Source organism: Veillonella sp., from assembly GCF_041333735.1.
Classification (GTDB): domain Bacteria; phylum Bacillota; class Negativicutes; order Veillonellales; family Veillonellaceae; genus Veillonella.
The window spans coordinates 1831963-1856965 of the sequence record NZ_JBGKFB010000001.1; the positions used below are offsets into that span (position 1 = coordinate 1831963).

Genomic DNA, 25003 nt, shown 5'->3' on the forward strand with positions numbered 1-25003 from the left:
ATTACCTATTACCTGTTCTAAATAGCATAGCTTCAGAAATATGATGTGGTTCCACTTGTGGATTTCCCTCAAGGTCTGCTATGGTGCGACCGACCTTTAATATGCGATCAAAAGCACGTCCACTTAAATGGAAATGGTCAAATATATTACCGAGTATACTCCAGGCCTTATCGGTAATATGGCAAAGCTCACCTATAGCCTTATGCGGTACGGCTCCATTAGAGCTAAAATCTAGGCCTTCATACCGTTTCTGTTGCATAGAAGTCGCCATAACAACTTGTTCTCTCATACTTTCACTAGTCATCGTTGAAGACGAAGTATCTAATAATTGCTCTAATGTGGGCCTTTCAACAGGTATGTGCAAATCGATGCGATCCATAATAGGTCCAGATAATCGTTGCTGATAATTTTTAACCATTGTTTCCGTACATACACACTCTTTATACGGATCATGATAATAGCCACAAGGACATGGATTAGCCGCTAAGATACAAATAAAATCGGCAGGATATATGTAATTACCTTGAGAGCGATTGATGGTAATTGTACGTGATTCTAAAGGTTGCCTAAGCGCATCGATAACTTGACGTTGAAATTCAGGTGCCTCATCCATAAACAGCACACCTCCGTGAGCAAGGGTTACCTCACCAGGTCGACCTTGAATACCGCCGCCTACCATACTCGCTAAAGTTGCAGTATGATGGGGATGTCTAAAAGGACGAGTTGTAACCAATCCTGTATCTCCTAATAATCCTATTACATCTTGTATACGACTCACTTCAATGATTTCATTCCATGTCATAGGTGGTAATATGGTCGGCAATCTCTCAGCCATCATCGTTTTACCACCACCTGGTGGACCTATCATAATACAATGATGATGACCTGCAGCACTGATGAGCATAGCCCTTTTACCAAGCTCTTGCCCCTGTACATCACTAAAATCAACTGTATATGTTTGATTAGATTCTGTATCTGCACAATTATTTTTATCAATATAATCTACAGGATCATATGACTCTAACAATTCCGTTGATTGATTATGGATTTGATTTGCCGAACTTGTAGATTTGTTGATAGTCCCTTTATTTCCTTTAACGGTCTTTGATTTAACTAGTTTCTCTAAAATAGAAATAATATGTAGTAATGAAGATTCCCCATAAATGGAAAGCTTTGGTATGGCTTTTAAATTATGACCATTTTCAACACTTGTAAATATAGTGGAATAATTAGAAACCAAGCCTGCAAGGGACATAGCCAAGGTTCCAAAGGTTGGTAGTAGTGAGCCATCCAAAGCTAGCTCCCCCATAAATAAACTGTTTTTTAATAAAGCTGAAATACTAGCTTTGCGCCCCTTTATCTGTCCCGATGCAATGAGAACACCCAATGCAATAGCTAAATCGAGTCCTGCACTACTTTTACGAATCGTAGCAGGTGCTAGATTCACTACAATACGTCTCATAGGGAATTCATAGCCACTATTTTTGATGGCGGCCCTCACACGTTCACGAGCCTCCTTAACAGATTGATTAGGTAGTCCTACAATGTCAAAGACAGGTAAGCCTTGAGATATATCAACTTCCACCGTAATAATACATCCATCTATGCCATGTAAAGTGGCTCCATATAGTTTTGCATACATAGGCAACCTCTCTAAAAGCACTGTGGCAAATAATGAATAGAACTTTGAAAGTCTTCATGTAAGTACACTTCGATTACATCAAAGGATAACTCTTTCCACCTCCGTCTTTTCTGATGAAGATCATATAGAAACAACATAGCGGCTCGTTTTATATGCTTTTGCTTCTTCTTTGTCACTGCCTCTCGAGCCAATCCATGCTGCATTCCACGGCGGGCTTTAATTTCAATAAAATGATAGATTAAGTCTTTTTTAGCAATGATATCTATTTCGCCTAACCGGGTTCTATAATTTGTATCTACTACGGTAAGACCTATCTTTTCAATATATTTAATGGCCAACCGCTCGCCCCATTTACCAAGCTCCTTTGAATCCAATTCATTAAATGCTTTACCTGTACTAATCGTTTTCATATGTACCTCCTATGTTACAGTACCAGTTACAATGACTCACATGTTTATCCAAATCATCTTTAAACATTCAACAGGTAATACTTACTTGTAGCGTAAAATATGGAGACTCTGAAAGTAAATAGAAAAGAGGTTCCTAATAGTCACATCGGTGACCAATAGGAACCTCTTTACGGTTATAAACTATACACAATTTGTATGATAAATCTAATTTAATATAATCACTCAGGTTTAACCCAACGAACGATAGATTTAATAGGCTCAAAGCTCTTGCGATGTAGTGGTGTTACACCTTGCTGTTCAACAGCTTCTTTATGTAACTCAGTATAATAGCCTTTATGAATGCCGAATCCATAACCAGGGTATTCTTCATCGAGGCTCTTCATATATCGATCTCGCGTAACCTTTGCAATGATTGATGCGGCAGCAATATTAGCGCTTTTACTATCGCCCTTAATAATAGATTCAACAGGAATCGTCAGATCAGGCAATTTCATAGCATCAGCTACTACTGCTTCAGCTGGTACGCTGAGCGTGCGAATCGCTTCATACATCGCTTGTCTCGTTGCTTCATAGATATTGAGCTCATCAATCTTTTCTGGGCCGTACGAAATGCAGCTAACTGCTACGGCTTCGTCCATGATGATATCGTAGAGGGCCTCACGCTTTTCTTCTGTTAGCTTTTTAGAGTCATTAAGGCCTGGAATTAAGGTCATAGGCGGCAAGATAACAGCAGCTACCGTTACAGGCCCCGCAATAGGACCTCGGCCTACCTCATCGACACCGGCCACATGATAGATACCTTGATCATAGAACATGCCTTCATAGTCATACATGCCCATGAGACGTTGCTGTTCTTTTAACTCTTTTTCTTGACGTTTAATATAAGAAACAGCTAATTTTTGTACCGAGCTACGATCGTCCTCTTGAGCCAATGGCAAAATTTCTAAGGCTTGTTCAGTTTCAAAGAGAGCCTTTATTTCTGCAACCTTTAATTTAGAAAAAACATCCTTATCCATTTTGTGTTTCCTCACCATCTTCAGGATAATATGGTTCTTCATCTACTTTGTCGAGTGTAATTGTACCAAGTTTAGTATTACGATAATCTTGCAAGATGATGCGGCGTGCTTTATCAAAATCTACTATGCCACCACTTACGAGGCAACCACGACGACGGCCGATACTTTCAAGAATCGTATCTACATCCGTCATCTCTTCTTCTTTTAATTTATATCGCTCCACCAAAATATTAGGTGTATTCGTCAACAAGTGATTAATTAATTGTTTAATAACATGTTCTAAATCATACACATCATCAGAAACAGCACCAGTCATAGCAAGGCGAGCTGCAGCGCGTTGATCTTCTAATTTAGGCCATAATACACCTGGTGTATCAAGCAATTCAAGGTTTTTACCAATTTTAACCCATTGTTGACCACGTGTATGACCTGCTTTGTTAGCTGTACGCGTTGCTGCAGAACCAGCTAAGGAGTTAATCAACGTAGATTTACCCACATTAGGAATACCTAAGATGATGGTACGTACAGAACGACTGCGAATGCCTTTTGCGACCCAACGGTCAATAATAGGCTTGCTCAAACGCTCTACAGTAGATATTAATTTCTTATTACCCTTGCCAGACTTAGAATCGATAGCCAATACCGTGATGCCTTGTTTAGTAAAGAATTCAGTCCATTCCTTTGTGGCTTTAGGATCTGCTAAATCTACTTTATTTAACAATACGATATGAGGTTTCTGACCAACGAGTTCAGTGATTACAGGATTGGCACTAGAACGAGGAATACGCGCATCGAGTAACTCGATAACTACGTCTACCTTTTTGATATACTCCGTAATCATACGTGTGGCTTTCGCCATATGCCCAGGGAACCAATGTACGATAGGTGAATCTGCCATAGTATTTCCTTTCTACATCTAAATTTTAGCAAAAATAAAAGGCTGCCAACGGCAGCCTTTTATGAACATTAGCGTTTTTCGCGAATACGAGCAGCTTTACCAGTAAGGTTACGTAAGTAGTACAATTTAGCACGACGAACAACACCACGGCGCATAACTTCGATTTTAGCTAAGCGTGGGCTGTGAAGTGGGAATGTACGTTCTACACCTACACCGGATGCAATACGACGAACTGTGAAAGTTTCACGTACGCCACCGTTTTGACGTTTAATTACCAAACCTTCGAATACTTGGATACGTTCACGAGAACCTTCCACTACTTTTACGTGTACGCGAACTGTGTCACCAGCGCGGAAAGTAGGGATGTCTGTACGAAGTTGTTCTTGTTCAAGTACGTTAATAATGTTCATTGTTTCCTCCTGTTTGCAGACATTCAATACCTACACCTTATAGGCAGCGGACTGTCTCAAATTAACAGCAATATAGTATCATAAATCACGTACTGTTCGCAAGTATTTTCTATATAATTTTGAGAAACTAATTATTTGCTTAAGATTGGGCGCTTTAACTTACCTAACAAGCGATATAAATCATCTTTTTCATCATCAGAAAAATCAGAAAATAGTACATTAAGAAATTGGTCATACGAATGTAGTAATGATTTACCTAGTCGCTTCCCCTCTTCCGTAAGTCCTACTACAGAAATTCGTTTATCCATGTAATCAATATGCTTTGTTACATACCCTAATTCAATGAGTATATCCGTCTGCTCTGATACTGTGGCAGGACGCATATTAAGAGCATCTACTAATTGTTTTTGAGATGCTCCTTGAGATCGCATATATAATTCTATAATTATTTTATCACGAGACTTTTCTTTACCGTTTGGCACCTTACATAAGGCTTTATATAATTCATCATGATTCATGACTGTTATCTCCTCATACAACTTTGTATATTATAAGATATTCGCCATGATATCAAAAAATCCTGCATAAAATATGTATATTCTTCGTAAAAGCAAAAAGAGGTACCAAATGGTACCTCTTCTTTCATATATTTCTGTAAAAGTTTAATGTATCTAATACAAAATATATTATTTTAATGCACTAATATCGCCGATAATAGCCATTACACTGTAAGCTAAGCGAACGAGTTGTAAACGGTTAGCTTTAATAGCTTCGTCTTTATCCATAACCATTACATCTTCAAAGAATTTGTTGATTGCTGGAACCAAAGTAGCTGGAACAGCTACAACTGCAGCGTAATCATTAGCTTCCCATGCAGCAAGACTTGCTTCGGATGCTTTAGAAGCAGCTTCGAACAATGCTTTTTCAGCATCTTCTTTCAACAAGTCGGTATTAACCCCTGTATATTCCACATCTTTTACAAGATTGTACATACGAGTATACGCTTGAACAAGCTCAACATTTTCATCGATGCGGTTTGCTAACAATGCATTTACAAGGCCTTCAGCATCAGCAACGGACAATTCGTTGTTGGACAACAACAAGTCGATTACATGATGAGGAACTTCGCGATCAAGGAAGATATTTTTCAAACGAAGTGTGAAGAACTCTTCTACTTGGCTAAGCAATTCGTCTTGTTTTTCAGTTGGTACATTAAGCAATTCCATAGATGCTTTGAAGATTGGACGCAAGCTGATATTCCACTCACTACCAAGTAAGATGTTCAAGATACCAATTGTTTGACGACGCAATGCATATGGATCTTGAGAGCCTGTAGGGATTAAACCACGGCTGAAAGTAGCAACGATATTATCTACTTTATCGATGATGGACAATACTTTACCTGCTTCAGTTTGAGGCAATACATCGCCTGCGAAACGTGGCAAATATTGTTCAAAAATAGCTTCTGCTACCTCTTCGGACTCACCATCAAGTAAAGCGTATTCTTTACCCATTACACCTTGTAATTCAGTGAACTCTGTAACCATACCTGTTGTAAGGTCAGTTTTAGCAAGCTCTGTAGCACGTTCTAATACAACAGCTGCATCTTCGTGCAAGCCACATTCTTCACCGAATACACGGCCCAATTTAAGCAAACGTTCAGTTTTATCTGCTAAGTTACCAAGACCTTCTTGGAATACGATTTTAGTCAAACCATCTTGACGGTCGATAAGAGGTTTCTTGCGATCTTCGTTGAAGAAGAATTTAGCATCATCAAGACGGGCGCGCAATACACGTTCGTTACCAGCTTGAACTACTTCGATGGAATGATCGGAGCCGTTACGAACTGTTAAGAACATTGGTAACAATTTGCCCTCTTGGTCAACTAATGGGAAGTAGCGTTGATGATCTTTCATAGGTGTAATGATAGCTGCATCTGGAAGTGCCAAGTAGGACTCTTCAAAGCCACCACATAATGCTGTAGGCCATTCAACAAGATAGTTAATTTCTTCTAATAAATCATCATCCCAAACGATGGATGCATTTTTAGAAGCTGCAATATCATGTAATTGTTTGGAGATCAATTCACGACGTGCATTTTGATCAACCATAACAAAGTTTTCTTTTAATGTGTCTACATAGGATGCTGCATTTTTGATAGTGATTTCATCAGCACCTAAGAAGCGATGACCGCGTGTTACATTACCAGATTTTACAGTAGCAAATTCTACAGGGATTACCTCTTCATCAAGTAATGCTACAAGCCAACGTACAGGACGCACAAACTTAGCATCTAAATTGCCCCAATGCATGGATTTAGGGAAGTTAAGACCTGTAATCAATTGTGGCAACATGTCAGTTACAATATCTTTTGCAGGTACGCCTGCTGTTTTAGTTTCAGCATAGATATAGCCGTCTTCTACAACGAGATCAGCTACATCAAGACCTTTACCACGAGCGAAACCGATAGCAGCTTTTGTAGCCTTACCGTCAGCATCATATGCGATAGATGCAGAAGGACCTTTATGACGTTCGCTGATTTCAGCAGATGTGTCAGCAAGACCTTTCACGATAAGAGCCAAACGACGTGGTGTGCCGTATGTTGCGATGCTTTCAAAAGGAAGATGGGCATCATTTAATTTTGTTTCAGCCAATTGTTTCAATTGACCTAAGATATTTGGCATAAAGCCGGCAGGAATTTCTTCTGCACCGATTTCAAATAATAAATCCTTTGCCATCTTATTTATCTCCTTTCAAAAGTGGGAAACCTAATTCTTCGCGTTTAGCGAGGTATTGTTGTGCACAAATACGAGCTAATGCACGTACGCGGCCAATGAAAGCAGTACGTTCGCTGATGGAAATAGCACCACGAGAATCGAGCAAGTTGAATGTGTGGGAACATTTCAATACATAATCGTAAGCTGGTAATACATAGCCAGCTGTACAAACGCGTTTTGCTTCTGCTTCGTACATATCAAACAATTTGAAAAGCATATCTGTATCTGCTAATTCAAAGTTATATACGGATTGTTCAACTTCGTTAGCATGCCAAACGTCACCGTATGTAACGTTCTCATTCCATTTAAGGTCATAAACATTTTCTACACCTTGAATGTACATAGCCAAACGTTCTAAACCGTATGTAATTTCTACGGAAACTGGTTTACAGTCGATGGAACCAACTTGTTGGAAATATGTGAATTGAGTTACTTCCATACCATCGAGCCATACTTCCCAGCCAAGGCCCCAAGCACCCAATGTTGGAGATTCCCAGTTATCCTCTACGAAACGGATATCGTGATCTTCAGCATGAATACCAAGAGTTGCTAAGGATTGTAAATATAATTCTTGGATATTATCTGGAGATGGTTTCACGATAACTTGGAATTGATGATGTTGGAACAAACGGTTAGGGTTATCACCATAACGACCGTCTGCTGGGCGACGAGAAGGCTCTACATAACATACAGCCCATGGTTCAGGACCAATAGCATGCAAGAATGTAGCAGGGTTCATTGTACCTGCACCCTTTTCGATGTCATATGGATTTTGAACGATACAACCTTGATCGCTCCAGAATTTTTGTAGATTTAAAATAATCTCTTGAAATGTCATTGCTGCCTCCACTTTACACAACCGACATAAAATCAACCATTTCGTTACAAACAAAAAAGTCCCTGTAACGAAAAACGTTACAGGGACGAGTATACCCGCGGTTCCACCCTATTTGGCTTGCGCCCTCTTTTTTCTATGTTGGCCTTTACTAACAGATACCTGCGTTCCTGCCAATGCTCTACAGCGCCTTCAACCAAATGTGAGCTTACACCATCCTCACTCGCTAGAGAGGTTTACTACTCTGCTTCATCGCATATATTATACACAACATTGTAGCAATATAGGGGGACGAATGTCAATCTTTCAGAAGATATAATTGTTTGACCAAAAGTTATTAAAAGCAATAAATCAAGTTCTAGATATATATCCCATAAATATACTCCATAAATATAAATATTAAAGCGAATACTAATACAGCTAAGATAAATAATGATGAGAAAATACGCATCAAAAACCATCCTCTTTTTTCATACTCAGTTAGTGTTCCTGCTTTACTTTTTCGCCATAAATTATAAGCACCGAAAACACATATTATGAATACAAAAATTACATTGAAGTCCTCAATAAATTCAGGTAAACCAAAATATGATTTTATTAAAATACATATAAAGAAATAGTTTCCAATTAATGCTAAAAGAGTTACTTTCCATGTACCCCAATATTTAATTATAAGATAGTTAAAACTTAAGAGAGAAAATATAGCTGCTATTTGTTTTTCCATTCGTCTGCTTTCTAAGGAGATATTACAACCATAGAATAAAAGTTTAATTTAATAGCATTATTAAATTAATGAAATATTATCCATAAGATAAAAATGATTCCAACTATGTATATATAATTTTCATTACGTCCATCTTTATATGTACTAGATTCCTTTTTCTGGATATTTCTAATGAAATCTTTAAAAAATGAATTACTAGGACTGCACCTAATAGATAAAAATAAGCATATCCAAAATTAAAGAACATATAGAATATTAAAAAAACAATTCCAGCCACTATACTTACTAAATTTGTAAATTTATATAAATGTAGGTATCGCATATTATTTACCCATTCTTGCTGCTTACGAGTTAAATTCCGTTGTAATACATTTTTATAATACGCACGAAGATCCCAAACCAAAATAAATAATACTACTCCAAAAGTATAATCAAACTTATTTATCATTTAGCAGACTTATCTCCTAACTAGCTTTAAATAACTCTTTTATAAAATAACAGTCATGTTAAATCATATTAAAATATAGAATGTTCTATTCAAATAAATTGACAAAATCCTAACTATATAATGACTTTAGTATTTTATAAATAGCTATAATCATAGAAATGCATAATATCCATATAGGAACATTATTTGAATACATCCATACAAAAGTAATAATAGAACCTACAACCCAAAATCCCAAAAATAACCAACCATAAATACTCTTTTTCGCTATAGGTATACCAACTAATTTATTGTGAAACCCTAAAATAAATAATATACATACAATTAATCTCGAATTATACTGATTTATCCCTCTTCTATATATACGCTTAACAATACGACGTCCACGAATTAATGGTGTTAATAACACGCCACCCATAACTAATATAGGGATAATAAACCTATAGTCTACATTCGGTGCAGTCGCCTCAATAGCATTACCTGTTATAGTAATTGCTAAAAAAATTGTTCCAATTATTCTAAACCTTATTAAATTTAATAACTTAACTATTCTAATCTTCATATACTATTATCCAAATTCACTTATTTATAAAATTTACGTTCCATAAGTCAGTAGGATCTAGTAACCCAAGTATCACGATCATATCTTGGTTTGGAGTCCTTCTTAGTTATCTCAGATATAATCTTTCTTTCATCTTCTGAAAATTGATCAATACTCTCTAAGATTATAAGTTCATCACCATATGCTCTTTGCAAAGACTCTAAATTACTATCTTCTGGAGATACAAATATTTTACTAAAACCTTTATGATTTGGAATGATACGTACTGTACCATAGGGTAATACGTTAACAACAACTATACCAAAATCACCATTAGAATATATATAGGGAAAATCTGTAGCAAAACCAGTCATATTTTTATTGAGCCCTGTTTGTTTGCCATAATCTACAAGAGAGTTTATAAATATTTGATATTCGTATATTCTAATTCCAATAAAAAGTAGAATAATTACTAGTAACGATAAAACTACTGTACAAGTTATCTTTATGAGCTTTTTAATGGGCATAAAAACTCCTTAATTCTTCTAATGTAAATACGAAAGGTATATTAATTACTTTATATTGTAAAGTTTTTTCTGAACTTACACTATTTATATGCCTAAAATTGCCTTCAATATGCCAAAGAATATTAACCAACTAACAAATCCAGCACCAAAAAAATCATAGTGGATTTCAGCACCATTCATATAATCATACGCCATTCCATATATAATTGAAGTCAATGAAAATAATGCAAATGCATAGAAAAATAATTTTTTTATAGTAGTCATTTTAATTTTACCTAACAAGTAAACAGAACAAATTTAAAAATACTATCTTTACTCCATATAGTGTTATATAGGAATGTATTAATTTAACATACATAAAAACATTTTCACTAATTATTGATTTTTATATTTGCTCCAAAGTTAGTAAATCAACATCGTTATAAACTAAAGTCAATAAATTATAGTTTTGATCTATTGAAAATGTTCCTTTAAGGCCGCCTGCATCAACAAATGAGTAAGTACTATCATCAATTTTATAGAATTTACTTTCTAAGGGTACAAAATATTTGTCTAATGTTAATCCGACCTTCTCGGCCGCTTCTTCAGAGCACTGCAAAGCATCCTGTACTCGTTTAAAGAATGGCTTATGAACCTTTTCTATTCTATCTTCTATTGTTTTATTAACTTTCTTATAAGTCTTATATCTATAAATTAGATACAAGATGGCTAGTAGTAAAGCAATATTCTCTTTCATAATCGCCTCTAAAATATACTAAATATACCAATATAATATATGAGAACATAGAATTAAATAAATCATGATAGTTATATAAATAAATTGTAAACCACCTACCGAAGATAATCAATTCATCTTCGATAGGTGGTTTATTTTATTCCCCCTTAGCAATACGATCTAAGAGTTCAATATAGGTTTCTTTGTTTAATGCTGGTGTAAAGTTGTCTAATACATCTTTAGCGCCTGCTGCGTCATCGTATAGTAAATCTACGATGGTCATAGCCAAGGCTTGTGCTGTTTTAATGTACGCTACATCAGGTACAGAGATTTCATATTCTGCACTGTGTAGTACACCACTGATACAGCCAACCCATGGATGGATAACCGGCATCAAGTGAGATATGTCCCCCATGTCTGTACTAGCTGTAATATGTGGGCCTTGGTATACATTGGCCTCACCAAAGATAGGATTGGAATTTTCACGTAATAAAGCATTCATACGTTCATCATTACGCATCGGTAAATAGCCTGGTAGGTCATTAATAATACATGTAGCCCCTACTGCATCACCACCGGCTTTTAAGGCTCTGTTAACACGATGGTTCCCATCTACAATAGCTTCAATATTAGAAGCACGTACGTAACTTTCAACTTGAACATAATCAGGCACACAGTTTACCAATGTACCGCCTTGATTAATGATGGGATGGAATCTGAAATAATCGCTTTCTTTGAAAGTTTCACGAATGGAGTTAACCCCCATAACCCCCATCAAAGCAGCATTAAGAGCATTGATACCTTCATGAGGTGCTTGAGCCGCATGAGCCACCTTACCGTGATATTCAATCAGTTTAGATACAAAACCATTAGATGTACTGCCTAGCCCCATTTCACCAGCTGGAGTTTTGGCTGTTTCCACATGCATTTGCATAGCCATATCGATATCGTCAAAAGCACCTTCATAGATGAGCTGTTGCTTGCCACCCATATACTTAAGCTTACCTTGTTCACGCAATTTATTGCGGTAATCAATTTCAATCATTTCCTCTGCAGGAACAGCAAATAATACAACATCGCCTGCTAATTCGTCCATCACCGCTTGTAAGCCTATAGCTACAGCAAACATATTGGTAATTTGTACATTATGACCACAGCAATGGGCAGCACCTGTTAAATCATCAGCACGAGGATGACGAGGACAGAGAATGGCATCTAATTCCCCAACCATGGCAACCGTATATTTACTATCTCGGCCTTTCATTCTACCTTTTACACCTGTCAGTGCATGACCTGTAGTATAAGAAATGCCAAGTTCATCAAACATAGCTTGAACCTTTTTAGATGTTTTTACCTCTTTAAAACCTAATTCAGGTTCAGCCATAATAGATTCTACTAATTCTCGTAAACGTGGTTGTGCATCAACAATAGCTTTACAAACACGTTCTTTAACTTCTTCCTTTGTCATACGGCTCATAATATCTCCTTTATAAAATCGACCGTATAAAATACGGTCGATCATGGAATCATAATGTATAGATATCTTATAAAATATAAATCTATAATTATATCTTAACATAGTTTTGACATCTAACATTATGATTTAGTATTAAATTAAACCTTCTAAATGAAGTACTAATTGTGCTAATGCTGTTGCACAGATGAAAGTACCAGCTGTTACAGCTAGTGCAACAGGAATAATACGCCAAGATAATCGACGGAATGCACCAAGGTCTTTACCTAAGGATAAACCTGCATAAGCAAGTACAGGTGTTGTTGTTGCAAGGAATGTAACTTGGCTAGTTTTAGCAATAATCCATTCTTGGCCAGGCATACCTGGTAAGGATGCAATAACACCAACTAAAGATACCCAGAATACCATAGGCAATTTATTAGCATATGGCAAATTAGAGATCAAAGCACCAATTGTAGCTAGGACTGCCAAAATAGCTACGCCAACTAAACTATCGCTAAATAGATGTTTGCCATCCATTACATTACCTACTGCAGTGATGATAGCAGCAATACAGATAACGATGACAAATTGTGTTAATTTTTCGCTTTTACTCATGATTTGCTGCCTCCTCTGCTAAATCTTGTTCACGTGTACGACCTGTAAAGAAATTGTATGTTTTTTCCATAACTGGTAAAGAAACAAATAGACCAAAGTATACGCCTAGAACAGTAGTTAACAAGTTTGCTGCCCCAGCAAGAGCCATAATTTGTTGTTCATAATCAGGATATACTGCAATGATTGGAGCTGTAGCGGCAGCCATCATACTAGCACTACCTACGCCAGCGCCCATAGCTAATGCCAATGGATGGAACCAACCAGATTGTGCCAACATACCCGCCAAAACGGAGGACCACATAGCGCCAATAAGAACGCCACAAATGTACATGCCCATAACACCACGGCCCTCTGGAGAGCTAAAGCCAAATTTGTCGATAATAATCGCTACGTTCGGCTCACGGTCTACAGAGTAACAAGCACCTACTGCTTCGCGACGCATACCTACTAATAAAGCTACAGGTAAACCGAATACAATAGTACCAAAGAAGTGGCCCAGCTCTTGTAATAACAATGCCCAGCCAGCACTTGTAAGAATACCAAGATTTGGACCAATGCCTAAGCCTACTTTTACCATCAAGATCATAACGGCAATACCGATATAATCTGCAGATTTTTCCATCTGTTTAATGGTTAGGATTTTAAATTTAGGAATAGAAATTAATAAACCTAGAATCAATGTGTACAATAATGGCAATAATACAACAGGACCTAGTTTTTTTATGCCTATAAATTCAGCGACTACGGTTAATACGAGCGCTAGAAAATGTATTTTGAGATTTCCCAAAAGCTGCATAATGACCTCCTATAAAAACATATAATATAACATTGTTATATTATAAATAATTGTTATCAAAAGTGTCAATTACAGATGTACATTTGTCTATTTGCATTATCTTTTTTCAATCATATAAATACCTTTTTCAGCGTCAATTACCTCAATAACAATATTTTCTATCATTGACGGTTTCACTTTATGAAACCTTTGATCTTGTTCATCATAATAAATGGCCCATTCAGACATACATGCTGGAATCAACAAAAGGCAGTTTGATTTCTCAAACTGCCTTTTACTATCTTTAAATTATGGAATTTAAAAACTTAACGCTTTGTAATGGTTTACCGATTTCTTGTTCGCAGTATGCAAATAGTAGCTTTTCAAGTTCTTTCCAAATTGTTTTTGGAAGTTCTATAGGCGTGTCTTCGCCCCACTGATAACCAAGAATTTGTGGTAATCCAGCTTTCACAGAACGAGAAATGCTAAGATTTGTCGTTTCTTTCAACTGTATCCAGAATGGCTCAATACCATCTTGATGTGAAAAAGCATTAGCACTAGGCACAACCCCTGCAAGGGATAGTAATTGCCATCCTAGCATTATCGTTCCTAGCTGTACATTGCGGCGTCGTATTTGCTTGGAATAGTTTACAACGGTATCAAATACCTTGCGATCTACATCATACATAGCAAAAAGTTCTTGAATAAGCTCACTAGCCACTGCAGCATAAGCAATATTATCTAAATTCACATCTAAAGATTCTACCACATAGGAACCATCAATTTGTGTAACATTTACATATTCACCATCAGGTACGACCGTTATATACATGGCACTAAAGGGACGTAAATAGGAACTGTTACGCATGGTCATCATACGCTTATGCGGTATAGATGCACGTATAATCCCTAAGCTAGGTGTGATAAAAGTAAATACAGAGTATAGCTTATGTTTTTTTCGACTAATGACGATGGCAGGTGTATTAAAACCACCATTAAGCTTCTTCATGTTCTTCTTCCATTGTTTCCTCTTCAGGTAAAGGTGTTACTTTAATACGGGATACGCGATACCCTTGCATTTGTGTTACTTCAAAGGTATATCCCAATGCATCGACCGTATCACCAACGATTGGCGTCCGTTCTAAGAGACCAAATACATAGCCCCCGATTGTATCAGAATCGGAATCGTCGATTTCAACGTCCATCATTTCTTCTACTTCGTCTACAAGGACCTTGCCATCAAATTCGAAGGATCCATCTGCATAAGCAATTTTAGCTGGTAAGTGTGGTTCATGTTCGTCTTGAATATCCCCAACGAGCTCTTCGATAATATCTTCAAGACCTACAAGACCAACCATACCACCGTATTCATCTACAACGATAGCTTGATAGATACGACGAGTTCTCATATATTGTAGCAGTGTAGATAACTTCATTACCTCTGGCACAGTTAAGATATCTCGTTTTACATTACGCAAATCCTTACGCGCTTGGTTAGGACGTTCCATGAGGTCCTTAATATGAACTAGACCAATGATATGATCCTTATCCTCCACACATAGAGGGTAACGGGTATGTGCTTTAGAGCGAATAAATTTCATCGCTTCATCGTAACCGTCTTCAACGAAAATACAATCCACATCTTGACGCGGTACCATAACCTCTTTAGCTCTACGGTCTACAAAGTTAAAAACATTGTCAATCAACTCTGATTCCACTTGGTCTAGTTGACCTTCTTCATGGCTTCGAGAGATCATCATACGAATCTCTTCTTCAGAGTACACAAGATCTAGCTCTGTTAAATATTTTGTTTTGTAAAAGTCCAAAATAACGGTGGAAATTTTGCTAGCAATCCAAATGAACGGATATACCAAACGACCAGCCGCTACTACGATACGGCTATAAGTATTTACATACTTCGTTGGGAACGATAAGCCCAATGCTTTAGGTACGATTTCACCAAAGATTAAAACGATTAAGCTAATTAATAACAATAAAAGTATATCTAGTACGAAGTGCATCCATGTACTATGCACATTAAATACTGCTACAAGTTGATCTACGATGTTATCAAATACATAGGTGCCTGTACCAGCAAGAGCCAAAATAAAGAATAAAATCAAAAACTGCGTCGTATTTAAAAAATACTCAGGGTTTTGATAGAGTTTTAATAAAAACTCTCGATCCTTCTCTAAAAGGATATCCATATCCTCAACATGCTCTTTACGAAGACGAGCAAAGGAGAACTTTGCGACCACAAAAAAGTTAATTAAAAATATACATACAAGACCAAACCCTATGGGTAACAGGCCATCTACACTATCCATCTTAATTCCTTTCATACAATAGGGAAAACAAGTTAGTTTTTATTATAGCAAAAATTATTTTCTATAACCAAGTTCAGATAACATACCGGATTTATTACGCCAATCCTTTTTAACCTTAACCCAAAGGTCTAAGTACACCTTTGTAGCCAATAGTTTTTGAATATCTGCACGCGCTTCAGCACCGAGTTGTTTCAACAAGGCACCTTTCTTACCGATGATAATGCCCTTTTGAGAGTCTCGTTCACAGTAAATAGTAGCACGGATATAGGTTGTACCATCATCACGCGTTTTCATTTCATCTACATCTACAGCGATAGCATGAGGGATTTCATCACGTGTAGCCAATAGGATTTTTTCACGAACAATATCAGATATGATAAGACGTTCTGGTTGGTCCGTAATCATATCCTCTGGGAAGTATTGTGGACCTTCCGGTAATGTTTCTTCTAATACATTTAGAACTTCATTTAGGTTCTCTTTATCCTTTGCAGAAATAGGAATAACCCCTGCAAATGGATATGCATCTTGATAAGACACGATGGCTTCTAAAAGCTCCTCTTTTTTTAGAGTATCAATCTTGTTAACGACTAAGAAAACAGGCACTTTTACACGTTTTAATTGCTCTATAATAAAGTTATCACCAGGGCCGCGTTTTTCATTGCCTGCTACTACAAATAAAACAGCTTCCGTTTCTTTCAAGGACTCAATGGCAGCATCTACCATGAATTCACCTAATTTATGTTTTGGCTTATGTACACCTGGTGTATCCATGAAAACGATTTGTTTTGCCTCATCTGTATATACACAGATAATACGGTTACGCGTTGTTTGAGCCTTATCGGATACGATAGCGATTTTGTCGCCAATAAGGGCATTAATTAATGTAGATTTACCAACATTAGGGCGTCCTACAACGGCAACAAAGCCAGATTTAAAATATTCGTTCTTATTCATTATATGGTGCATCCTCCCGCACATAACCGAGATTACCTAAGATAAATTCTTCTTCAGTGCGCATCTCTTTTTTATCTTCTTCGTTCATATGGTCATAGCCTAAGATATGTAAGCAACTGTGAGTCGTTAAATACGCTAATTCTCGTTCAAAGCTATGTCCATATTCAATAGCCTGTTCACGAGTGCGCTCTAAAGAAATAATCATATCACCAAGTAAGTGATGTTCCTCTTCACTGCCTTCATAATCATCCCCTTCATTAAGGGCAAATGACAATACATCAGTAGGTCTATCGATACCGCGATATTCCTTATTAAGCTCGTGAATTTTAGCATTATCGCAGAGTAAAATACTCATTTCATCTTCTTCAAGGCCATATACGCGACTTACTTCATCACAAACTTTACGGATAACGGCCTCAATATTGGAATCCTCTTGAATTCCTTCATCATAGCTAATATGTATATACATGCTTATCCTTTCGCTACATGCTCTTTAGATGCTGCGTTAGTTTCCGCAGTCTCACCAGCTAATTTACGTTCATGATACTGATCGTAAGCTTTTACAATGCGACCTACTAAATCGTGACGCACAACGTCTTGATCGCTAAAGTAAACCATATGAATACCAGGTACATGACGCAATACCTTTTCAGCCTCGCCAAGACCAGACACAACACGTGGTGGCAAGTCAATTTGTGTCTTATCACCGTTGACTACCATTTTAGAGTTGTTACCTAGACGGGTTAAGAACATCTTCATCTGTTCAGCCGTCGTATTTTGAGCTTCGTCTAGAATAACGAAGGCGTTTTCTAAGGTACGACCACGCATATACGCTAGTGGTGCTACCTCGATAGTACCACGTTCCATAAAGCGTTGTACTTGCTCGATGCCAAACATTTCATGTAATGCATCATAAAGAGGTCGCAAATAAGGATCTACCTTATCTTGTAATTCACCAGGTAGGAAGCCTAATCGTTCACCAGCCTCTACAGCAGGACGAGTCAAAATGATTTTATCTACATTGCGGTTTTTTAAATAGAATGCAGCTAACGCTACGGCTAAGAATGTTTTACCTGTACCAGCAGGGCCTATACCAAAGGTAATGGTATTTTTACGAATGCTATCTACATAGTATTTCTGACCTTCCGTTTTAGGCGTAATATTTTTACCGCGCATGTTAACGGATAAGGTATCTTCAAACATAGTATGTACAGCATCAGCTTTGCCATTAGCTACGAGTTTGGCTGCAATACGAACTTGCGACTCAGTAATAGTACTGCCTTCACGGTATAGGAATACTAGTTCTTCTAGCGTGCGATACAGGGCCTCTACTTGTTTTTCATCGCCCTTGATAACAACAGTATCACCGCGTGCCACTACATCTGCAGAGATGACTTCAAGCATCATATGCAGATATCGATTATGTTGACCTAGTATGGATTGTGCTAGGTCATATGTAGGAAATGTAAAAACTTGTTCGCTCATATAACCTCCTAATCTATAAACTTACGAACGGCTTTGCCGTTTAAATAATCACATAAATCACCTTGATGAGCATCTAGTTCGTCTAATTTATCATCAATTAAATCTTGAACGCGCCACCACCCCATGGACCAGTTCGTAAATAACGTATTATCTTCAGGTGCTCTCCCGACAAGACGTTGTAAGACAATATCTGGATGTAAATGACGTACAAAATTCACAACCCGATCAGCATATTCTTCGGCACTAATTAAGGTAAATTGCCCCTCTTGATACCACTTGGCCATCAACGTATTTTTGACGATATATAAAGCATGCAATTTTACTTGATCTACGCCAAGGGCTGACAAAATACGGGCCCCTTCGATGGTATCCTGCATTGTATCCCAAGGTAAATTGACAATCATATGGGTTGTGACATTAAATCCGTATCTCTTAATGCGTAATACAGCATCAATAAACTGAGCTAAATCATGGCCACGATTAATCTTCTCAAGGGTATCATAATTGACCGTTTGCAATCCTAATTCAATATAAATATCCTTTTGAAAACGATCTCTAATATCAGCTAATATGTCTAAATATTCATCGGCAATACAATCTGGTCGCGTCGCAATAGCAATGCCTACAGCTTCATCGATACAGCCTTGTTCCATATAGCTATTAAAATCATCAAGACCCAAATAGGTATTACTAAAGTTTTGATAATAAGGTATAAATTTTTTCGCCTTATATTTAGGACCTATGTGAGCAATGTTTTCTTCTAATTGCATGCGTACTGTCATCCAAGCAGGACGATTTTCATAGCCCGCACCGATTTCACCGCAGAAGGTACAGCCTCCTACGCCGGCTGAACCGTCTCGATTTGGACACGTTAGCGGTAAGGCAACAGGCAGCTTATAAACCTTTTCCCCATAGGTTTCTTTATAGTATTTAGATACCATGCGGTATCGTTTTGGTCTCGTTGTATCGGTCATAACACTCCTATTTAACTAACCAATCATCACTTGTTATGTAATATTTCAACTATCAAAATTAGATAAATTATTTTTATATTACTAACAAGCCTCTATTTCAGGACGTATAAATGGTTTAACCTCTTTATTAACGTCAATTACAACTGTAAATGGTGTACTAGGTACATTATCTATGCCCAATACATATGCAGTATCTTTGGACATAGGCATTTCTACATATTGTTGGCGAATCTTACGCCATTCTTTAAATGTATAGTTTGGAATATACTGAGATGCGATCTCTTCGTTTCGCCAGAATGCTTCCCCTTCTTGTAAAAGTTCCTTTGTCTGCTTAGGCAAACCTACGGCTTCACTTCGAACCTTACCACGATAGCTAACAAGTGTATCGTACTGTAGTAATTCGGCCGCTACATTGTCGCCTTTAGCCAAGAAGAAATTATATAAGAACTCTATTTGGTCGATATCTTTCAAGTTAATCTTGTGATTACCTGCATCGAGCCAAGCTTGTGTCATTTCACAGAAATAAGAAAAAGCGTCTTTTTTAGGCTCCACTTTTGTGAGATCATACTTTTTCATTGGTGGTACATGATTTGTTACTATAGCTTCACCAGTTATGGATGTATCAGTATGTTCCTTAATAAGCTTGCTACCAATATAGGCAAAGACAGTTCTAAAACGCTCACTATTATAGAAGCGTTCAAATACATCTTCAAAGTGCTTTAAGAAGCGTACATCATTATATGGTAATACATGAGTGCTCAAAACCTCATATGGCGCTAACGGATCACTAATATATTGGTATGCCTCCATGCGGCGTACACCAGATCCTTTTAATAGTTTCAAGAATCCTATTTGTAGCGCATGAGGTTGTAAGCTAAATAAATCATTGAAGGATAATCCAAATCGTGCTTTATTTTCGTAAGGTAAGCCTACAATTAAATCCATATGTACATGTGTGCGTCCCGCCTCAATAATAGGGCGAATTGCCTTTTGAATGTACGGCCAATCATTATATCGGTTAATAGCATCTAAAGTTTTCTTATGTGTACTTTGTACGCCCACTTCGATTTGAATACGCCCTGGTGGTGTTTCACAGAGAATATTTGTTTCCCATTCTGTCATGAGCTCAGGTTCCATTTCTAAATGGAAGTTCGTCTCTGTATTGGCATCTCGCATAAATTCCATCAATGGACGATGATGATGTGGTGCACAGTTAAATGTTCTATCTACAAACTTAACTTGCTTTACCTTATGGTCGATAAACCATTGTAATTCTTTAAAAGTTCGCTCTTGTGGGAAGAATCGCACTGTATTCTTATTGCCAGATAAGCAATACTGACAAGAGAACGGACAACCACGAGAGGACTCATAGTAGATAATTTTATGTTCTAAATCAATCATATCCTCTTCTACATATGGAAATGGAATAGTGCTAAGATCTTTAACCTCTACGGCCTCAGTGGATCCCATAAGTTGACCTGTAATATGGCGCCCACGAACGCCAGCAATTTCCTCTGTAAGGCCATCCTTGCCATTTGTTAGTGCGCTAATGAGTTTATAAAAGGCTTCTTCCCCTTCGCCTTGTACAACATAATCTACAGCATGGCAACGATTTAGAATTTCATCGGCAGTGAAAGATACCTCCGGACCGCCTAAGATAATTTTAATATCTGGTCGAACTGCTTTCACCATGTCCACCACATGTAAGGTCATTTCAATGTTCCAGATATAGCAAGCAAAGCCCAATACATCTATATTGCGCTCTGTAATATCGCTAAGAATATGTAAAACAGGCATATTAATAGTATATTCTACTATATCGTATGCCTGTCCGTGAGCCTGCCCGTAGGCTTTGAGATATCGCAAAGCCAGGGAGGAATGTATAAATTTTGAGTTTAATGTGGATAAAACTACGTTCATAGGTCCCCTTTATATCATCGAATGGCTCAGCCACCGTCTAGTCATAATATATATATTATACCATTAAAAGAGGCCAAAGATAAAGGAAACAATAGCTCCCACTAAAATGACAACCCCTACAACAGATAGGATAATGCCACCAAAAAATACTACAGCTGCTAATACAATTGCTAGAATGATAATTAAAACAATACGACTTAGCCAACTCGTACTATTAAAGCTATACACCTTAACATGAGGGCCATATTGATTGTACTCTTCACCGCGTTGATACTCTTCGTTCATATTACTAGGTGTAGAGTCCACATGAACAGAGTCTCCTACCTCTTCAATGGTTACACCATCAAAGTCACGGCGTTCATCATCAGATAATACCCGTGTATTTGGCTCTCCGAAGTGAGCATTACTACCAAAGCTATCGCTACGTTCATTATTTCTATATGTATTTTGATTGTTATTTGTATTGTGTTGATCAGACATCGTTACGTCCTTTATATGACCAAAATAATAATTAATTTTATACAACTTATTATACCATATTTCTATGATAAAAATGCAAATAAATATCCCCTATAGATATAAATTCATATATCTCTAGGGGATATTTTTATTTGTATTGCTTATGCGACTATATACTAACGGACAAATTAGTCTTTCAAGTATTTTTGAAGCAATTCATTTACCATACCAGGGTTAGCACGGCCTTTAGATTCCTTCATAACTTGACCTACTAAGAAGCCAATAGCTTTGCCATTGCCACCTTTGAAGTCTGCCACTGGTTGTGGATTGTTAGCAATAACTTGCTTAACGATTTCTTCGATAGCACCAGTATCAGTGATTTGAACAAGACCTTCTTCTTTTACGATAGTATCTGCATCCTTGCCGGATTCCCACATGGATACAATAACCTTTTTCGCAATTTTACCAGAGATTGTACCTTTATCGATAAGAGCAATCATACCAGCCAAGTTTTCAGGGCTTACTTTGGATTCAGCAAATGTTAAGCCACTTTCATTAATCATCTTAGACAAATCACCAAGCATCCAGTTAGCAACAATCTTAGCATCGGCACCTGCTTTTACAGTAGCATCCAAGAAATCTGCTGTTTTACGGGATACAGTAAGGGTTGTAGCATCTTCACGAGACAAGCCATATTCAGATACAAAGCGTTCAATCTTAGCATCTTGTAATTCTGGTAACGCACGACGTACTTCTTCAATTTTTTCGTCTGTAATTACAATTGGTACCAAGTCAGGTTCAGGGAAGTAACGGTAATCGTTTTCTTCGTCTTTTTTACGCATACCAATAGTAATGCCTTGAGCATCATCCCAAGTACGTGTTTCTTGATCTACTTTGCCGCCAGCTTCGATCAACTTAGCTTGGCGCAATGCTTCATATTCAACAACCTTTTGGATAGCTGTTAAAGAGTTAACGTTCTTAGTTTCTGTACGTGTACCAAACTCTTTAGTACCGCGCAAACGTACGGATACGTTACAGTCACCACGTAAGGAACCTTCTTCCATACGACCGTCAGATACTTCTAAGTATTGCAAGATAGAACGTAGTTTTTCAACATAGGCTCTCGCTTCTGCGCCGGAACGAATATCTGGTTCGGATACGATTTCAAGAAGAGGTACACCAGTACGGTTATAGTCAACATTAGAAGATTTAGAATCGGAAATAGTGTTACCACTATGAACGAGTTTACCAGCATCTTCTTCCATGTGAATACGCGTAATACCAATGCGTTTAGTTTCACCATTTACTTCGATGTCTAAATGACCATTCAAGCAAATTGGCAAATCGTATTGAGATGTTTGATAGTTTTTAGGCAAATCTGGATAGTAGTAGTTTTTACGGTCAAATTTGTTAAAGTTTAGAATTTCACAGTTCAATGCTAAACCTACTTTGATAGCAAATTCTACTACTTGTTTATTTAACACAGGCATAGCACCAGGTAAGCCTAAGCATACTGGGCATACATGTGTATTTTGATCGCCGCCGAATTCAGTGGTACAACCACAGAAGATTTTAGACTTAGTCTTAAGCTCTGTATGAACCTCTAAACCAACGACTGTTTCGTATTTACTACTCATAGAGAAACCTCCCCAGTTGGTGCTACTAATTGACAGTCTGGACGTGCTTGTTCAAATGTGAAAGCGGCACGTAACAATGTTTCTTCACCCATAGCAGGACCGAGCAATTGTAAGCCGATTGGCAAATTGCTGCTACTCATACCTGCTGGAATGCTAATACCTGGAATACCTGCAAGGTTTGCTGGTACTGTACAGATATCTTCTAAGTACATTGCCAATGGATCATTAGCTTTTTCACCAAATTTGTAGGATGTATTAGGTGCAGTTGGTGTCAAAATCAAATCCACCTTGGAGAATGCTTCGTCAAATTCGTTTTTAATAAGGCGACGAACTTTCAATGCTTTCAAATAATAAGCATCATAGTAACCAGCACTCAATACATAGGTACCTAACAAGATACGGCGTTGTACTTCAGGGCCAAAACCTTCTGTACGAGTTTTAGTAGACATATCTACAAGATTATCTGCAGATACGCGCATTCCATAGCTTACACCGTCATAACGAGCCAAGTTGGAACTAGCTTCTGCCAATGCGATGATATAGTATGCAGACAACGCATATTTAGAGTTAGGCAAGGAAACCTCAACGATTTCAGCACCTAATTTTTTATATGTTTCGATAGCCTCTTCCATAGCTTTACGAACTTCGCTATTGAGACCTTCGCCAAAGAATTCTTTTGGCACACCGATTTTAAGATTTTTTACATCATTTACAAGAGCTGTAGTGTAGTCTACACGAGCACCTGGAATGGATGTGGAGTCTTTCGCATCATGACCAGAGATTGCATTTAATACTAAAGCAGCATCTGTTACATCACGAGTAATAGGTCCAATTTGGTCCAAAGAGGATGCAAAGGCGATTAAACCATAACGAGATACATTACCGTATGTTGGTTTTAAACCTACAACGCCACAGAAGGACGCTGGTTGACGAATAGAACCACCAGTATCAGAGCCAAGAGCCCAAATTGCAGAGCCACTAGATACAGCTGCAGCACTACCACCAGAAGAACCACCTGGTACGCAATCTGCATTCCAAGGGTTAGTCGTTTTTGCTAATGCAGAGTTCTCTGTGGAACCACCCATAGCAAATTCGTCCATGTTAAGTTTACCAAGACTTACAAATTGATTATCTTGTAAACGTTCAATAACAGACGCATTGTATGGAGGTACAAAGTTCTCTAACATTTTAGATGCACATGTTGCAGGTTCATCTTTAATACAAATATTATCTTTAATTGCACCAGGGATACCTGCCAATGGAGAAATAGCTTCACCTTTAGCAATTGCTTCATCTACAAGCTTAGCTGTAGCTAAAGCACGATCATGAGAATCGGATAAGTACGCATGTACAGTCGGTTCCACTTTCGCTTTATGTGCAATAACAGCATTCGTCAATTCAACGGCACTGATTTCTTTATTCACTAGTTTCTTGTGTAATTCATGAATTGTTGCCACA

The 25003-nt window shown here is 37.5% G+C and carries 25 protein-coding genes; all 25 read right to left on the reverse strand.

What is annotated here, in order from left to right; genetic code table 11:
* Nucleotide 1 precedes the first annotated feature (1 nt).
* Complete coding sequence (locus ACDF53_RS08465) at nucleotides 2-1642, reverse strand: YifB family Mg chelatase-like AAA ATPase (RefSeq protein WP_295825187.1); 1641 nt, start codon at nucleotides 1640-1642, stop codon at nucleotides 2-4.
* Between the two features lie 11 nt (nucleotides 1643-1653).
* A complete protein-coding gene (locus ACDF53_RS08470; protein WP_295825189.1) occupies nucleotides 1654-2052 on the reverse strand; it encodes a YraN family protein in 399 nt (132 codons plus the stop codon).
* A gap of 218 nt (nucleotides 2053-2270) precedes the next feature.
* Nucleotides 2271-3068, reverse strand: coding sequence for a ribonuclease HII (locus tag ACDF53_RS08475; protein ID WP_295825191.1), 798 nt, complete (start codon nucleotides 3066-3068; stop codon nucleotides 2271-2273).
* Entirely contained in the window at nucleotides 3061-3966 is a 906-nt protein-coding gene (ylqF, locus tag ACDF53_RS08480; RefSeq protein ID WP_295825193.1) for a ribosome biogenesis GTPase YlqF, read from the reverse strand. The genes ACDF53_RS08475 and ylqF overlap by 8 nt, the downstream gene beginning before the upstream one ends.
* Nucleotides 3967-4034: 68 nt before the next feature.
* Nucleotides 4035-4376 (reverse strand): 50S ribosomal protein L19, encoded by a 342-nt coding sequence (gene rplS, locus ACDF53_RS08485; protein ID WP_005377523.1) that lies wholly within the window; start codon nucleotides 4374-4376, stop codon nucleotides 4035-4037.
* Between the two features lie 131 nt (nucleotides 4377-4507).
* Nucleotides 4508-4894, reverse strand: coding sequence for a MarR family winged helix-turn-helix transcriptional regulator (locus tag ACDF53_RS08490; RefSeq protein WP_119206700.1), 387 nt, complete (start codon nucleotides 4892-4894; stop codon nucleotides 4508-4510).
* A 168-nt stretch (nucleotides 4895-5062) separates the two neighbouring features.
* A complete protein-coding gene (gene glyS, locus ACDF53_RS08495; protein ID WP_370816014.1) occupies nucleotides 5063-7114 on the reverse strand; it encodes a glycine--tRNA ligase subunit beta in 2052 nt (683 codons plus the stop codon).
* A 1-nt stretch (nucleotide 7115) separates the two neighbouring features.
* Nucleotides 7116-7991 carry a glycine--tRNA ligase subunit alpha gene (gene glyQ, locus ACDF53_RS08500; RefSeq protein WP_295826488.1) on the reverse strand — a complete coding sequence of 292 codons (876 nt, stop codon included), beginning with the start codon at nucleotides 7989-7991 and terminating at the stop codon, nucleotides 7116-7118.
* Nucleotides 7992-8346: 355 nt separating this feature from the next.
* Nucleotides 8347-8712, reverse strand: a complete 366-nt coding sequence (locus ACDF53_RS08505) for a hypothetical protein (protein ID WP_295824834.1) — start codon at nucleotides 8710-8712, stop codon at nucleotides 8347-8349.
* A gap of 557 nt (nucleotides 8713-9269) precedes the next feature.
* On the reverse strand, nucleotides 9270-9722 hold the full coding sequence (locus ACDF53_RS08510; RefSeq protein WP_370816016.1) for a hypothetical protein: 453 nt from the start codon (nucleotides 9720-9722) through the stop codon (nucleotides 9270-9272).
* Nucleotides 9723-9769: 47 nt separating this feature from the next.
* A complete protein-coding gene (locus tag ACDF53_RS08515) occupies nucleotides 9770-10228 on the reverse strand; it encodes a hypothetical protein (RefSeq protein WP_370816017.1) in 459 nt (152 codons plus the stop codon).
* 385 nt (nucleotides 10229-10613) lie between these two features.
* Entirely contained in the window at nucleotides 10614-10964 is a 351-nt protein-coding gene (locus ACDF53_RS08520) for a hypothetical protein (RefSeq protein WP_370816018.1), read from the reverse strand.
* A gap of 136 nt (nucleotides 10965-11100) precedes the next feature.
* Complete coding sequence (locus ACDF53_RS08525) at nucleotides 11101-12420, reverse strand: amidohydrolase (protein WP_370816019.1); 1320 nt, start codon at nucleotides 12418-12420, stop codon at nucleotides 11101-11103.
* Between the two features lie 132 nt (nucleotides 12421-12552).
* Nucleotides 12553-13014, reverse strand: coding sequence for a hypothetical protein (locus tag ACDF53_RS08530; RefSeq protein ID WP_004695934.1), 462 nt, complete (start codon nucleotides 13012-13014; stop codon nucleotides 12553-12555).
* Nucleotides 13007-13810, reverse strand: coding sequence for a DUF3100 domain-containing protein (locus tag ACDF53_RS08535; protein WP_119208065.1), 804 nt, complete (start codon nucleotides 13808-13810; stop codon nucleotides 13007-13009). The genes ACDF53_RS08530 and ACDF53_RS08535 overlap by 8 nt, the downstream gene beginning before the upstream one ends.
* A gap of 283 nt (nucleotides 13811-14093) precedes the next feature.
* Nucleotides 14094-14798 (reverse strand): DNA repair protein RecO, encoded by a 705-nt coding sequence (locus ACDF53_RS08540; protein WP_370816021.1) that lies wholly within the window; start codon nucleotides 14796-14798, stop codon nucleotides 14094-14096.
* Nucleotides 14785-16116: a hemolysin family protein gene (locus ACDF53_RS08545; protein WP_156718937.1), complete on the reverse strand. Its 1332-nt coding sequence runs from the start codon at nucleotides 16114-16116 to the stop codon at nucleotides 14785-14787. Before ACDF53_RS08545 ends, ACDF53_RS08540 begins: the two co-directional genes overlap by 14 nt.
* Before the next feature lie 54 nt (nucleotides 16117-16170).
* A complete protein-coding gene (era, locus tag ACDF53_RS08550; protein ID WP_370816023.1) occupies nucleotides 16171-17070 on the reverse strand; it encodes a GTPase Era in 900 nt (299 codons plus the stop codon).
* Nucleotides 17063-17539, reverse strand: a complete 477-nt coding sequence (gene ybeY / locus ACDF53_RS08555; protein ID WP_370816025.1) for an rRNA maturation RNase YbeY — start codon at nucleotides 17537-17539, stop codon at nucleotides 17063-17065. The genes era and ybeY overlap by 8 nt, the downstream gene beginning before the upstream one ends.
* A 2-nt stretch (nucleotides 17540-17541) precedes the next feature.
* Nucleotides 17542-18555, reverse strand: coding sequence for a PhoH family protein (locus ACDF53_RS08560; protein WP_370816026.1), 1014 nt, complete (start codon nucleotides 18553-18555; stop codon nucleotides 17542-17544).
* Between the two features lie 8 nt (nucleotides 18556-18563).
* Nucleotides 18564-19529: a TIGR01212 family radical SAM protein gene (locus ACDF53_RS08565; protein ID WP_370816028.1), complete on the reverse strand. Its 966-nt coding sequence runs from the start codon at nucleotides 19527-19529 to the stop codon at nucleotides 18564-18566.
* An 81-nt stretch (nucleotides 19530-19610) separates the two neighbouring features.
* The gene (locus ACDF53_RS08570) at nucleotides 19611-21449 is read right to left on the reverse strand and encodes a DUF4080 domain-containing protein (RefSeq protein ID WP_370816030.1); all 1839 of its coding nucleotides are present in this window, start codon (nucleotides 21447-21449) and stop codon (nucleotides 19611-19613) included.
* A 63-nt stretch (nucleotides 21450-21512) separates the two neighbouring features.
* Nucleotides 21513-21929, reverse strand: coding sequence for a DUF4229 domain-containing protein (locus ACDF53_RS08575; protein ID WP_287540043.1), 417 nt, complete (start codon nucleotides 21927-21929; stop codon nucleotides 21513-21515).
* A 167-nt stretch (nucleotides 21930-22096) separates the two neighbouring features.
* On the reverse strand, nucleotides 22097-23545 hold the full coding sequence (gene gatB, locus ACDF53_RS08580; protein WP_370816031.1) for an Asp-tRNA(Asn)/Glu-tRNA(Gln) amidotransferase subunit GatB: 1449 nt from the start codon (nucleotides 23543-23545) through the stop codon (nucleotides 22097-22099).
* Complete coding sequence (gene gatA, locus ACDF53_RS08585) at nucleotides 23542-25002, reverse strand: Asp-tRNA(Asn)/Glu-tRNA(Gln) amidotransferase subunit GatA (protein WP_370816032.1); 1461 nt, start codon at nucleotides 25000-25002, stop codon at nucleotides 23542-23544. The genes gatB and gatA overlap by 4 nt, the downstream gene beginning before the upstream one ends.
* Between the last annotated feature and the right edge of the window lies 1 nt (nucleotide 25003).

Bases quoted from the DNA above. Each gene is read 5' to 3' on its own strand.
- ACDF53_RS08510 (WP_370816016.1), bottom strand. From the start codon at position 9,722: ATGAAGATTAGAATAGTTAAGTTATTAAATTTAATAAGGTTTAGAATA.
- ACDF53_RS08565 (WP_370816028.1), bottom strand. From the start codon at position 19,529: ATGACCGATACAACGAGACCAAAACGATACCGCATGGTATCTAAATAC.
- ACDF53_RS08505 (WP_295824834.1), bottom strand. From the start codon at position 8,712: ATGGAAAAACAAATAGCAGCTATATTTTCTCTCTTAAGTTTTAACTAT.
- ACDF53_RS08490 (WP_119206700.1), bottom strand. From the start codon at position 4,894: ATGAATCATGATGAATTATATAAAGCCTTATGTAAGGTGCCAAACGGT.
- ylqF (WP_295825193.1), bottom strand. From the start codon at position 3,966: ATGGCAGATTCACCTATCGTACATTGGTTCCCTGGGCATATGGCGAAA.
- ACDF53_RS08560 (WP_370816026.1), bottom strand. From the start codon at position 18,555: ATGAGCGAACAAGTTTTTACATTTCCTACATATGACCTAGCACAATCC.
- ACDF53_RS08520 (WP_370816018.1), bottom strand. From the start codon at position 10,964: ATGAAAGAGAATATTGCTTTACTACTAGCCATCTTGTATCTAATTTAT.
- rplS (WP_005377523.1), bottom strand. From the start codon at position 4,376: ATGAACATTATTAACGTACTTGAACAAGAACAACTTCGTACAGACATC.
- ACDF53_RS08525 (WP_370816019.1), bottom strand. From the start codon at position 12,420: ATGAGCCGTATGACAAAGGAAGAAGTTAAAGAACGTGTTTGTAAAGCT.
- gatB (WP_370816031.1), bottom strand. From the start codon at position 23,545: ATGAGTAGTAAATACGAAACAGTCGTTGGTTTAGAGGTTCATACAGAG.
- ACDF53_RS08465 (WP_295825187.1), bottom strand. From the start codon at position 1,642: ATGTATGCAAAACTATATGGAGCCACTTTACATGGCATAGATGGATGT.
- era (WP_370816023.1), bottom strand. From the start codon at position 17,070: ATGAATAAGAACGAATATTTTAAATCTGGCTTTGTTGCCGTTGTAGGA.
- ACDF53_RS08515 (WP_370816017.1), bottom strand. From the start codon at position 10,228: ATGCCCATTAAAAAGCTCATAAAGATAACTTGTACAGTAGTTTTATCG.
- glyQ (WP_295826488.1), bottom strand. From the start codon at position 7,991: ATGACATTTCAAGAGATTATTTTAAATCTACAAAAATTCTGGAGCGAT.
- ACDF53_RS08575 (WP_287540043.1), bottom strand. From the start codon at position 21,929: ATGTCTGATCAACACAATACAAATAACAATCAAAATACATATAGAAAT.
- ACDF53_RS08470 (WP_295825189.1), bottom strand. From the start codon at position 2,052: ATGAAAACGATTAGTACAGGTAAAGCATTTAATGAATTGGATTCAAAG.
- ACDF53_RS08545 (WP_156718937.1), bottom strand. From the start codon at position 16,116: ATGGATAGTGTAGATGGCCTGTTACCCATAGGGTTTGGTCTTGTATGT.
- ACDF53_RS08570 (WP_370816030.1), bottom strand. From the start codon at position 21,449: ATGAACGTAGTTTTATCCACATTAAACTCAAAATTTATACATTCCTCC.
- ACDF53_RS08530 (WP_004695934.1), bottom strand. From the start codon at position 13,014: ATGAGTAAAAGCGAAAAATTAACACAATTTGTCATCGTTATCTGTATT.
- ACDF53_RS08540 (WP_370816021.1), bottom strand. From the start codon at position 14,798: ATGAAGAAGCTTAATGGTGGTTTTAATACACCTGCCATCGTCATTAGT.
- ACDF53_RS08475 (WP_295825191.1), bottom strand. From the start codon at position 3,068: ATGGATAAGGATGTTTTTTCTAAATTAAAGGTTGCAGAAATAAAGGCT.
- ACDF53_RS08535 (WP_119208065.1), bottom strand. From the start codon at position 13,810: ATGCAGCTTTTGGGAAATCTCAAAATACATTTTCTAGCGCTCGTATTA.
- ybeY (WP_370816025.1), bottom strand. From the start codon at position 17,539: ATGTATATACATATTAGCTATGATGAAGGAATTCAAGAGGATTCCAAT.
- glyS (WP_370816014.1), bottom strand. From the start codon at position 7,114: ATGGCAAAGGATTTATTATTTGAAATCGGTGCAGAAGAAATTCCTGCC.